We start from the raw sequence: 12,285 nt of genomic DNA on the forward strand, positions 1-12,285 counted from the left end.
GTTGGCTGCCCTTGCTCACCCTAGCCACATAGTTAATCTATGCTCCTAGGGCTTCACTCAGTTGCCGCCTACAAGCAGCTCGAATTATTTTGGGTACATTCGGGCAAGCGCCCTGACTTTGTGAGGGGCAACTCGCCCCTTTCTATCTTTAAGCCTCAACCATCTCTTTTTCGATCAGTTGAATAAGGATATGGATCGCTTTGATATGAATTTCCTGAATACGGTCGGCGTAACCAAAGTGCGGAACACGGATTTCTACATCAGCGCTACCAGCCATTTTGCCACCATCTTTACCGGTCAAGGTGATCACTTTCATCCCTTTGACGCGAGCCGCTTCAATCGCCTTGATGATGTTACCGGAGTTGCCCGAAGTAGAGATCCCCAGCAACACATCACCTTCGCGGCCAACCGCTTCAACATAGCGTGAAAAAACATACTCAAAACCGAAGTCATTGCTGACGCACGACAGGTGACTCACATCGGAAATAGCAATAGCCGGATAGCCAGGGCGGTTTTCACGATAACGGCCAGTGAGCTCTTCCGCGAAGTGCATGGCGTCACAGTGAGACCCACCGTTACCACAGGAAATCACTTTTCCACCCGCTTTAAAGGCGTCGGCCAGCAGAACTGCGGCACGCTGGATCGCATCAATATTGGCGTCATCAGCAAGAAATTTCGCCAGAGTATCAGCCGCTTCATTCAGTTCACTACGAATCAAATCGTGGTACATAGAGATAGCCTCTTGTTGTGCTTTATACCCAAAATAAATGGCGTTGCAGCCAGTAATGCTGCCGCTTAAGTCATTAAGGGGATGGCATCGTCAATCTTTCGTCTCGCAGTGTAACGGATTGAAGAAAAACCGAGAAGCACTGTGAATAAAACGGCGTTTGCGTAGACGCGGATTTGACGCTTTTCACTGTCCCCCCTGTCAGTTTGTGATCTAAGTTGTAATTAAAGTGTAAATACATTGATAAAAACATGAGTGTGTACTAAAACCATTATATTGCTACAACAGGTCGGACCTCTTACTACTTTGGAGCTTCTTATGATGGTTCTCAGTATCGTTGTTTTACTCGCACTCATTGGTGTAGTGTTTTATCACCGAGTGAGCCTAACGCTCGGCAGTATCGTTCTGCTGGCCTATACGGCGATCATGGGCGCTATTGGCATCTGGACTTACTGGATGCTGCTGCCTCTGGCAATCGTACTGCTGCCATTAAACGTCACTTCCCTGCGCCGCTCTCTGCTTTCAGCACCGGCACTACGTGCTTTCACCAAAGTGATGCCGCCAATGTCCACCACGGAAAAAGAAGCAATCGAAGCCGGAACCACCTGGTGGGAAGGCGATTTATTCCGTGGCAAACCAGACTGGAATAAACTGCATAATTACCCGCAGCCTAAACTGACCGCAGAAGAACAAGCCTTTATCGACGGTCCGGTAGAAGAAGCGTGCCGCATGGCCAACGATTTTCAAATCACTCATGAGTTGGCCGATATGCCACCAGAACTTTGGGCCTATCTGAAAGAGCACCGTTTCTTCGCCATGATAATCAAGAAAGAATATGGTGGCCTGGATTTCTCGCCTTATGCTCAAGCGCTTGTTTTGCAAAAACTGGCAGGAGTTTCCGGTATTCTAGCGATTACCGTCGGTGTGCCTAACTCCCTCGGCCCAGGTGAACTGCTGCAGCATTACGGCACTGAAGAGCAAAAAGATCGCTATCTGCCTGGCTTGGCGAGTGGCGAAGAGATCCCTTGTTTTGCACTCACCAGCCCTGAAGCCGGTTCCGACGCAGGGGCAATCCCGGACGTAGGCACCGTGTGCATGGGGGAATGGCAGGGTAAACAGGTACTGGGTATGCGCCTGACTTGGAACAAGCGCTACATCACCCTGGCTCCTATTGCTACCGTTCTTGGTCTTGCCTTTAAATTGCAGGATCCGAACCGTCTGTTAAGCGATAACGAATCCCCTGGTATTACCTGTGCGCTGATCCCGACCAACACCCCAGGGGTGGAGATTGGCAATCGCCATTTCCCACTGAACGTACCGTTCCAGAACGGCCCAACCAGTGGCAACGACGTGTTCGTACCGATCGATTACATCATTGGTGGGCCAAAAATGGCCGGTCAGGGCTGGCGTATGCTGGTTGAATGTCTGTCGGTAGGCCGGGGGATCACTTTGCCTTCCAACTCAACCGGTAGCCTGAAATCCGTTGCCTTGGCAACCGGTGCTTACGCTCATATCCGTCGCCAGTTCAAAATCTCAATCGGCAAAATGGAAGGGATTGAAGAACCGCTGGCCCGCATTGCCGGTAACACCTATGTCATGGACGCGGCGGCTTCACTGATCACCTACGCGTTGATGCAGGGCGAGAAACCTGCGGTGCTCTCAGCGATTGTCAAATACCATTGTACCCACCGTGGTCAGCAGGCCATCATTGATGCGATGGATATTACCGGCGGTAAGGGCATCATGCTTGGCAACTCCAACTTCCTGGCTCGAGCCTATCAGGGCGCGCCTATTGCGGTTACCGTTGAAGGAGCCAACATCCTCACTCGTACCATGATGATCTTCGGTCAAGGAGCTATCCGCTGCCATCCTTATGTTCTGACAGAAATGGCGGCAGCGCAGAATCATGACCTGAATTCCTTTGACGAGGCGCTGTTCGGCCACCTTGGTCACGTTGCCAGTTGTAAGGTTCGCAGCCTGTGGCTTGGCCTGACCAATGGCCGTACCAGCAGTACTCCAACCAAGGACGCAACACGCCGTTACTATCAGCAGTTGAATCGTTTGAGTGCCAACCTGGCGCTGCTATCTGACGTTTCCATGGGGGTGCTGGGCGGTAGCCTGAAGCGCCGTGAGCGCATCTCTGCGCGTCTGGGGGACGTACTCAGCCAAATGTATCTGGCTTCGGCAACCCTGAAACGTTATGAAGATGAAGGGCGCCAGAAAGAAGACCTGCCGCTGGTACACTGGGGGGTGCAAGATTGCCTGAATCAGGCTGAGCAGGCGCTGGACGACTTACTGCGTAATTTCCCGAATCGCTTTATCGCCGGGACCATGCGCTTGGTTGTCTTCCCATTCGGACGCGTGCATTCAGCGCCATCGGATCGTCTCGATCACCAGTTGGCGAAGATTATCCAGCAGCCTTCGGCAACCCGTAGCCGTCTTGGCCGGGGCCAATACCTGACACCGAGCGAGCATAACCCGGTGGGCTTGATGGAAGCCGCATTGGTTGACGTGATGGCGGCAGAACCTATCCACCAGCGTCTGTGTAAGCAGGCTGGCAAGAATCTGCCTTTCACTCGTCTTGATCGTCTGGCACAGCGCGCACTGGAAGCTGGCAATATCAGTGCCGATGAAGCCAAGATCCTGGTGAAAGCGGAAGAAAGCAGACTGCGTTCAATTAACGTTGATGACTTTGCACCAGATGCACTGGCGGCACATAAGCCGGAGAAATCGGTAAAGAAAGAAAAACGCCAGCAACAGACTGAAGCTGCATAACAGCTGCGGGTCTTGGATCCCCAAGGGGCGATGCAGATCGCCCCTTTCTCTTTTAGAGGAATAGACTCATTCAACCGTGTTGGCGAATACGCGCCAAAAGTGCATCAACATGCTCTATTTGTGCTGCATTAACGATCAACACGCGGCCAAGGGTCAGAGCACTGCTTTGGCACTCAGCACGCATTTCGGGATCGGCACTGCTGTCCAGATCGGCGACATGCGCCAAACCGATAGTTCGGCGGATCAGCTCAGTTCCGCAATAGCCAACCGCGTCCTGCCATACCTGCTGCAAAAACTGCTCGGCATAGCCCGGCATTGCCAAGGTAGCATCACGGCTGCGTTGCTGGCATAAAGCCAAAAAACGGTCGGCAAAGATCAGCCAAAGTTCTCGCACATCCTGTAGCCGCTGTTCACGGCCAGCCGCAGCCTCACGCGGGCCGAGTAATCCCGGTAAGCCACAGTAATTCAGCAACAGGTTGCCTAGTGCGGTACCAACATCAAAGCCGATTGGCCCATAGAAACCAAACTCGGCATCAATCGCCTTCAGTCTGCCCTCCCCAACAAAAATTGAGCCACTGTGAATATCGCCGTGCAACAGTGCTTCAGCCTTGCTCAGGAAGCGATGTTTCAGCCCGGCAACGGCCAGTTTCAGAGCGGGATCTTTTCTTAACGCCGTGACTTGAGGCAATAGCGCATCGTCGAACTGATTACGCTCATGGTCGTGATAAGGATCGGTAAAAAATAGATCTTCGGTGATCTGGCACAACTCTGGGTTGGTAAAGCGGCTGACTTCCGCTTTTTTTGCCTGCGCTGCCTGGTAAAAATCGGAGGTGTGGAACAACGTTTGCGCCAGATATTCCGCAAGCTGCCCTACCGCCAGCGGATAGTAGTGCCCTTTTATCAGTTCGTTACGCCAAATATGGTGGTCAGACAGATCTTCTTGCACCATCACCGCCAGCACAGGATCGTGATGCAGTACCCGTACCGTATGGCGCGGACATAGCGTCCCATGGATCAGTAGAGTCTCCGCTTCGATACGCGCCCGATCCAGCGTCAACGGCCAAGACTCACCTACGCAACGCACATACGGCAGTGCCTGTTTGACAATTACCCGGCTGACTCCTGCACGATCGCGGATTTTAAACACCAGGTTCAGATTACCATCACCAATCTCATCGGCACTCACCAGCGCCTGCGGATCGGCTAACTGCCCGTATTGACGCGCGAATTCAACGGCATCATTCGCAGTAAACGTACGATATTGTGACATTCCTAACCCCTGTGTTCTTTCCGGTCAGTCGCGATAATTTCCATTTTTTAGACGCAAAAGCGTTTAGACGTCTATACTTCCGAATATCATGTTGGCAGAATGACTTTACAGATGCAATAAAAAAGACACGAGGATTTAACGACCGATGCAAACAGTTAACACCACCAGTCTGACCCTGAAAGAAAACCGACTCTGGATCCTCGATCAACAGGCTCTCCCACAGGAAAAATGCTGGCTACCCTGTGACGACGTTGAGCAATTGGTCGGGCATATCCGTGCCTTGCGGGTTCGTGGTGCGCCACTGATTGGGCTCTCTGCCAGCCTGCTGATCGCGCTATTGGCCGAACGCGGACTGCCAAGAACCGAACTGAAACAAGCGCTGCAGACGTTACGTGCCGCCCGCCCAACGGCGGTCAATCTGATGAACAATCTGGATCGCATGAAGCTCGCGTTAGCGCAGCCAGATTGGGTGGCGGCCATGGCTGAAGAGGCGCTGCGCTTGGTGGATGAGGATCGTATCCTATGCGATCGTATCGCCGATAACGGCGCGGAGTGGGTGAAGCCGGGCAGCCGCCTACTGACCCACTGCAATACCGGCGGGTTGGCTACGGCAGGTGTCGGTACTGCCATCGGCGTTCTGTTACGCGCACACCAGCAAGGCAAGATAACCCAGGTTTGGGTCGATGAAACCCGGCCTCTGTTACAAGGAGGGCGCCTCACCGCCTGGGAGTTGGGTGAATTAGGCATTCCTTATCGGCTGATTTGTGACTCTATGGCTGCCAGCCTGATGGCCGAAGGGCTGGTTGATGCAGTGTGGGTGGGTGCCGACCGTATTGCCGCCAATGGTGATGTAGCCAATAAAATCGGTACTTACAGCCTGGCGATACTGGCTCATTATCACCGTATTCCGTTTTACGTTGCCGCCCCACACACCACTCACGATCCCGACTGCCCGAACGGCGCGGCTATTCCCATAGAACAGCGGGCAGCGGCAGAAGTGACCGGCGTCAGCGGCAGTTTTGGCTCTTGCCAGTGGGCACCGGTTGATGCCCCCACCTATAATCCGGCCTTCGATGTCACGCCTGCGGCATTGATTAGCGGTTGGGTGTTGGACTGTGGCCTGATCACTCCAGAGCAGGTCACTGACGGTATTTTTCTGCAGGCAATGGGCTCAAAAGAAACTTTGTCTGCGTAGCTGGCTGAGTTTTCGGTATTTCTGCGGCGACATGCCAACATATTTCTGAAAGGAGCTGTAAAAACGGCTGCTTGAACGAAAACCTGCGGTCAGTGCGATATCCAGTATGGTTTTATCCGTATCGCTCAGCAGCGCCCGAACATGATTGATACGCATCGCGGTGATGTACTGTTTCATGGTCAGTTGCATCACCCGTTGGAAAATACCCATCGCATAATTGGGGTTGAGCTTCACATGTTCAGCCACACTTTCAATGGTAAGCGCCTGATCATAGTTATCAGCAATAAATCCCAACATCTGGCTCACATAAAACTGCGCGTGCCTGGAAACGCCGTTCTTGTGAGTGCGCGAGGCTTTATTGAGCAGAATAGGCTGCCAGCCGGAAAGGCTGAAACGCTTGAGCATCAGCCCTATTTCGTCAATCGCTAACTGGCGGATTTGCTCATCAGAGCTGGTGAGTTCTTCCTGCCAACGCTGTACCTCAAAGGCACTGATTTGATGAGATGTAAGCGATTTCACCACCATGCCGTGAGTAACATGATTGATCAATTCCCGATCCAACGGCCACGAGAGGAAAAGATGCATCGGCAAATTCAGGATAGCCATACTCTGGCAGTTGCCCGGGCGCGTGAGCTGGTGGGGTACGCATGCCCAAAATAGCGTGATGTGCCCCTGCTTAATCTGCACCACTTCGTCATTAATCACGTACTCCACGTCACTATCGAAAGGTACATTAACTTCCACCTGACCATGCCAGTGGCTGGAAGTCATGGCCAGCGGAGCACGTAACTCAATGTCCATCCGTTGATAATCGGAATAGAGCGACAGAGGGCTGCGTGCCACTGGGTCAGTACTGCTACACATATCGGGATCGGGCGTTAGAACGCGAACCGCAGGGTTTTCCATAGCAATCGTCTTCCTGTTCCTGAATTATCAGAATAATGGCACAGCACAGGACATTTCGGCGGGATCGAGGCCACATCCCAATCAAGAACCTTGCCGGAAACTCACCATATTCTCTGCTTTCCTGCACTTTTTATCCCATAACCTCAGTTTTAGAACAGCAGTGCGCAGAATCTGAGCTTATGGGAATGCTCAATCAGGAACATGGAAGCGTTACCACTTCACCTCATGCCACCATGGCGTTATCTCAACATGCCACTGGAGAAAAATATGTCGGTCCCAAAAATCACCTTTATCGGTGCTGGCTCTACCATTTTTGTCAAAAACATCCTCGGTGATGTGTTTCATCGTCAGGCCTTTAAATCTGCGCATATCGCGCTGATGGATATTGACGAAACACGTTTGGAAGAGTCGCACATTGTGGTGCGTAAACTGATGGATTCAGCCGGTGCCAACGGGCATATCACTTGCCATACCGATCAGAAAGCCGCCCTCAACGCGGCCGATTTTGTGGTTGTCGCCTTTCAGATCGGCGGCTATGAACCCTGTACCGTTACGGACTTTGAAGTGTGTAAACGCCACGGTCTGGAACAAACTATTGCGGATACCTTGGGCCCAGGCGGCATCATGCGTGCCCTGCGCACCATTCCACATCTGTGGCAGATTTGCGCCGATATGACGGAAGTGTGTCCGGATGCCACCATGCTCAATTACGTTAATCCAATGGCAATGAATACCTGGGCTATGTTTGCCCGTTATCCGCAGATTAAACAGGTCGGGCTATGCCACTCCGTACAGGGCACGGCGGAGGAACTGGCACGGGATCTGAATATCGACGCCAGTGAATTACGCTACCGCAGCGCTGGAATTAACCATATGGCCTTCTACCTGGAGCTGGAGAAAAAGGATGCCAGTGGGCACTACCGCAGCATTTATCCCGATCTGTTGGCTGCCTATGCGGCCGGTCAGGCGCCGAAAGATAACATTCACGGTAACCCGCGCTGTAAGAACATTGTGCGTTACGAAATGTTCAAGAAGCTCGGCTACTTTGTGACCGAGTCTTCCGAGCATTTTGCCGAATATACCCCGTGGTTTATCAAGCCTGGACGCAATGACCTGATCGAACGCTACAAGGTGCCACTGGATGAATATCCGAAGCGCTGCGTGGAACAACTGGCGAACTGGCACAAGGAACTTGAGCAATACAAAACGGCAGAACGCATTGATATCAAACAGTCCAACGAGTACGCCAGTACCATCATGAACTCACTGTGGACCGGCGAACCTAACGTCATCTATGGCAACGTACGTAACGATGGCCTGATCGATAACCTGCCGCAAGGATGCTGTGTCGAGGTAGCCTGCCTGGTGGATGCTAATGGGATCCGCCCAACCAAAGTGGGCAAACTTCCTTCGCACCTCGCCGCGCTTATGCAGACCAACATCAACGTACAGACGTTGCTCACCGAGGCCATTCTGACCGAAAACAAAGATTTTGTTTACCACGCAGCAATGCTGGATCCGCATACCGCTGCCGTATTGGGTATCGAGGAGATTTATGCACTGGTGGACGATCTGATTGCCGCTCACGGCGACTGGTTGCCGGCCTGGCTGCACTAATACCGCAATACCGTTTTGCGAACGCCGGGCGATCAAACGCCTGGCCCCTTCACTAAATAACAGGAGGGCAGCTGGTAACAGTAGCCCTATAGCCTATGAGTGTTTCAATAACCACAAAGATCAGCTACGGTTTTGGCGCTTTCGGTAAAGATTTCGCCATCGGTATTGTTTACATGTACCTGATGTACTACTACACCGACGTCGTCGGCTTATCGGTGGGAGTAGTCGGTACGTTGTTCCTGGTTGCCCGGATTTGGGATGCCCTCAACGACCCCATCATGGGGTGGATTGTCAACAGTACCCGCACCCGCTGGGGGAAATTCAAACCCTGGATCCTGATTGGCACTATCACTAACTCCATCGTGCTGTTTATGCTGTTCAGCGCCCATCTCTTCGAAGGCCAAGGGCAACTGATATTCGTCATCGTCACCTATATCCTCTGGGGTATGACCTACACCTTGATGGATATTCCATTCTGGTCGCTGGTACCGACCATCACGTTAGATAAACGTGAGCGTGAAGAGCTGGTGCCTTATCCCCGTTTCTTCGCCAGCTTGGCCGGTTTTGTGACCGCAGGTGTGACACTGCCATTTGTCAATTATGTCGGCGGTGCAGATCGCGGTTTCGGCTTTCAGATGTTTACGCTGGTATTGATCGCGTTCTTCGTCGTTTCCACCATCATCACCCTGCGCAACGTCAAAGAAGTGTATTCGTCCGACAACCCGGCGGCAGAATCAAGCCGAATTAATCTGAAGACCATGATCGGGCTGATCTACAAGAACGATCAGCTTTCCTGTCTGCTCGGTATGGCACTTGCCTACAACATCGCTTCCAACGTTATCACCGGCTTTGCGATTTATTATTTTACCTACGTGATTGGCGATGCCGCGCTGTTCCCTTACTACATGTCTTACGCGGGGGCAGCCAACCTGATTACGCTGATCCTGTTCCCACGCCTGGTGAAAACGCTTTCGCGCCGTGCACTGTGGGCAGGAGCCTCGATCATGCCGATCCTCGGCAGTGGTGTGTTACTGGCGATTGCTACTGTGGGATACCACAATCTGTTCCTAATCTCGTTGGCCGGGGTGTTATTCAATATCGGCACTGCTTTGTTCTGGGTGCTGCAGGTGATCATGGTGGCAGATACCGTCGACTATGGTGAATATAAGCTGAACGTTCGTTGCGAGAGTATTGCTTACTCGGTGCAAACTCTGGTGGTGAAAGCCGGTTCGGCGTTGTCGGCGTTCTTTATCGGCGTAGTACTTGGCATCGTCGGCTATGTTCCCAACGCCGCGCAGTCACCAGAGACCGTTTTCGGCATGCAGATCATCATGATCGCCCTGCCCGCTCTGTTCTTCTGCGTTACGCTATTTATTTACTTCCGGTTTTATAAACTCAATGGCAACTTCCAACACACCATCCAAACCCATTTGCAGGATAAATATCATCAGGTTCAGGAGGTGCACACTCCCGATATCAAGCACATTCTGATACCCGAGGCAAAGGGGTAAGCATGGAGTGGATTTCTCTCATCGGTTACGTGGCGGCGTGCCTGACAACACTTTCGTTTCTACCGCAGGCCATCAAGGTGATCTCAACCCGCAACACTCAAGGGATCTCGCTCTTGATGTATGGCATGTTTGTTGTGGGGGTGCTGATGTGGCTGATTTATGGGGTTTTAATCGAAAACCTGGCGGTTAGCCTGGCTAATCTGCTGACGTTGCTGTTTGCGTTGCCGATCTTGATAATCAAGTACCAGAACCGTTGACCTACTTCGTTTCTCCTGCCCGGCAAATGGGCAGGAGAAACGCACTCCCAAAGGCAGGAGAGAATAAAGGTTAATCCAGACGCGGGTAAGCCTCAGCAATCTTGTCCCCGGTGAAATGGGCCACCCACCCCTGCGGATTGTCAAACAGGCGGATAGCGGTGAAATTTGGCGCAGATCCCATATCAAACCAGTGGCGGGTATTGGCAGGCACAGAGAGCAGATCGTTTTTTTCACACCGGATCTGGAAAATTTTCCCTTCCAGGTGCAGGCAGAATAACCCCTTTCCTTCGACAAAAAAACGCACTTCATCTTCACCATGAGTATGCTCGGCAAGAAACTTTTCGCGTAGCACTTCACGTTGGGCGTTGTCTGGCCGCATGCTGATCACATCCCAGCTCTGATAACCCTTCTCTGCCACCAGCCGATCGATTTCATGCTGATACGCGGCAATCACCGCTTCTGGTTGCGGATCGTTTCCCAACTGGCGGTCAGCCTGCCAACGTTCAAAACGCACACCAATCTGGGCAAGTTGCTGCTGAATAGCCTGAGCGTCATTGCTCTGCCACAGCACCTGCTGCGGCTCTTTATCACTAAAAATGGTCAATCCACTCATGAGACAAACTCCCCTAACTTGATGTGATCGAAACGGTTTACCTGCGGGTGCCGGCTTTGTGGATCGGCTGCATCGCGGATCAGTTGGCAGGTATGCCAACCCGCAGCCTGCGCCGCATCCAGTTCCTGATGGATATCAGAAAGGAATAACAACTCCGCCGGGGGAATACCTATTGCCCTGGCGATATTCTGGTACGATGCCGTCTCACGCTTCGCCCCGACATGAGTATCGAAGTAACCGCTGAATAATGGCTGCAGGTCACCAGCATCGCTATACCCAAACAGCAGCTTTTGTGCCTCGACCGAACCGGAAGAATAGACGTACAACTTCAGCCCTTGCTGCTGCCAGATAGCCAACTGTTCAGCGACTTCAGCATAGAGGTGCCCTTTGAAGTCACCATTAAGATAGCCGCTACGCCAGATGATCCCTTGCAAGGCTTTCAGCGCGGTAGATTTGCAATCCTCATCCATAAAACGGTAAAGCGTGGCAATAAGCTGTTCATTATCGGCATCCGGTTGAGCTATCTCTTCACGAAGCGCCGCCAGTGGTGCCGCAACTTCTGCCTCGTCGAAATGGTTACGGATAAACTCCCCCAACCGTTCACGGGCATAAGGAAACAGCACCTGATGGACAAAGCGAATATCGCTGGTAGTTCCTTCAATATCGGTAACAATGGCGCGGATCATTTGGCCTCCAGTAAACGGCGCTGTAGTTCACACTGGAACAGGAATTCCAGCCCTTCAAGATGGCGGCGTGCTTCCGCCACCTGTCTGCCCCAGCAATACAAACCGTGGCCACGTACCAGAAAGCCATACTGTAATGGCGTCGTTTCGGCAAACGTGGCCACTCTTGCGGCCAACGCCGGAATATCCTGATCGTTATCAAAAATAGCAATGTTGACGCAATCAAGATGGCTCTTTTGCCCGCTGAGGGATTTCTGCATTTCGTAACCCTGCAGAACCAGCGCTTCACTTTTTTCTACGCGGGAAAGCACGGTAGCGTTGACTGAATGGGTATGCAGGATCGCACCGATCTGTGGGTACAAGCGGTAGATCAGCGTATGCAGGCCGGTTTCTGCCGAAGGGGTTCGACCGCTAGGAACATAGCTGGTCGCCGTTTCCACCAGCAGCAGGTCCTGTTCGGTCAGGCTCCCTTTGTCCTTACCTGACTCGGTCACCAGACAGTGTTTGTCATCAAGGCGCAGCGACATATTGCCGCCGGTCGCCGGGCACCAGCCTTTTTCACCAATCCAGCGGCAGGCAGCCAATAAGGCATGTAGTTGCGGGTTTTCCGTCATTTACTCTGTTCCCTGCAAGGTAGTGATAAGCATATAGCCATCTAAACGTCTTGATTGCCAAAGACTAACATCGTGCTATAGTGTTGGCAATATAAGCGCCAGGAGTATTAGCCGGAA

Annotated in this window: 11 protein-coding genes; 5 read left to right on the plus strand and 6 right to left on the minus strand. The window is 52.3% G+C overall.

Annotation, left to right across the window (positions count from 1 at the left end):
• Positions 1-148: 148 nt before the first annotated feature.
• Positions 149-730 (minus strand): D-sedoheptulose 7-phosphate isomerase, encoded by a 582-nt coding sequence (gene lpcA, locus SAQUA_RS18685; protein ID WP_380679043.1) that lies wholly within the window; start codon positions 728-730, stop codon positions 149-151.
• Between the two features lie 315 nt (positions 731-1,045).
• Here lpcA and fadE point away from each other — a divergent pair, with 315 nt between their 5' ends.
• Positions 1,046-3,502: an acyl-CoA dehydrogenase FadE gene (fadE, locus tag SAQUA_RS18690; RefSeq protein ID WP_380679046.1), complete on the plus strand. Its 2,457-nt coding sequence runs from the start codon at positions 1,046-1,048 to the stop codon at positions 3,500-3,502.
• 70 nt (positions 3,503-3,572) lie between these two features.
• Here fadE and mtnK read toward each other — a convergent pair whose 3' ends face one another.
• Positions 3,573-4,772, minus strand: coding sequence for an S-methyl-5-thioribose kinase (gene mtnK / locus SAQUA_RS18695; RefSeq protein ID WP_380679048.1), 1,200 nt, complete (start codon positions 4,770-4,772; stop codon positions 3,573-3,575).
• A 145-nt stretch (positions 4,773-4,917) separates the two neighbouring features.
• Between mtnK and mtnA the strand changes: the two genes are divergently transcribed.
• Complete coding sequence (gene mtnA, locus SAQUA_RS18700; protein ID WP_380679051.1) at positions 4,918-5,967, plus strand: S-methyl-5-thioribose-1-phosphate isomerase; 1,050 nt, start codon at positions 4,918-4,920, stop codon at positions 5,965-5,967.
• Here mtnA and melR read toward each other — a convergent pair.
• Positions 5,944-6,873 carry a transcriptional regulator MelR gene (melR, locus tag SAQUA_RS18705; protein WP_380679054.1) on the minus strand — a complete coding sequence of 310 codons (930 nt, stop codon included), beginning with the start codon at positions 6,871-6,873 and terminating at the stop codon, positions 5,944-5,946. The genes mtnA and melR overlap by 24 nt on opposite strands.
• Before the next feature lie 267 nt (positions 6,874-7,140).
• On the opposite strand from melR, the gene SAQUA_RS18710 reads away from it, so the two are divergent.
• The 3 genes from SAQUA_RS18710 to SAQUA_RS18720 all read left to right on the plus strand — a co-directional run bounded on the left by SAQUA_RS18710 (position 7,141) and on the right by SAQUA_RS18720 (position 10,258).
• Positions 7,141-8,490 (plus strand): alpha-glucosidase/alpha-galactosidase, encoded by a 1,350-nt coding sequence (locus tag SAQUA_RS18710; RefSeq protein WP_380679057.1) that lies wholly within the window; start codon positions 7,141-7,143, stop codon positions 8,488-8,490.
• Between the two features lie 95 nt (positions 8,491-8,585).
• On the plus strand, positions 8,586-10,001 hold the full coding sequence (gene melB / locus SAQUA_RS18715) for a melibiose:sodium transporter MelB (RefSeq protein ID WP_380679060.1): 1,416 nt from the start codon (positions 8,586-8,588) through the stop codon (positions 9,999-10,001).
• A gap of 2 nt (positions 10,002-10,003) precedes the next feature.
• Positions 10,004-10,258: a SemiSWEET transporter gene (locus SAQUA_RS18720; protein WP_380679063.1), complete on the plus strand. Its 255-nt coding sequence runs from the start codon at positions 10,004-10,006 to the stop codon at positions 10,256-10,258.
• A gap of 70 nt (positions 10,259-10,328) precedes the next feature.
• Here SAQUA_RS18720 and SAQUA_RS18725 read toward each other — a convergent pair whose 3' ends face one another.
• From SAQUA_RS18725 to SAQUA_RS18735, 3 genes are read right to left on the minus strand one after another with little or no spacing between them, the layout of a single operon-like run.
• Complete coding sequence (locus SAQUA_RS18725; protein ID WP_380679066.1) at positions 10,329-10,871, minus strand: acireductone dioxygenase; 543 nt, start codon at positions 10,869-10,871, stop codon at positions 10,329-10,331.
• The gene (gene mtnC / locus SAQUA_RS18730) at positions 10,868-11,557 is read right to left on the minus strand and encodes an acireductone synthase (RefSeq protein WP_380679069.1); all 690 of its coding nucleotides are present in this window, start codon (positions 11,555-11,557) and stop codon (positions 10,868-10,870) included. The genes SAQUA_RS18725 and mtnC overlap by 4 nt, the downstream gene beginning before the upstream one ends.
• Entirely contained in the window at positions 11,554-12,168 is a 615-nt protein-coding gene (locus tag SAQUA_RS18735; RefSeq protein ID WP_380679072.1) for a methylthioribulose 1-phosphate dehydratase, read from the minus strand. The genes mtnC and SAQUA_RS18735 overlap by 4 nt, the downstream gene beginning before the upstream one ends.
• Positions 12,169-12,285 lie beyond the last annotated feature (117 nt).

The sequence above is a fragment of the Serratia aquatilis genome (assembly GCF_044865145.1).
GTDB lineage: Bacteria > Pseudomonadota > Gammaproteobacteria > Enterobacterales > Enterobacteriaceae > Chania > Chania aquatilis.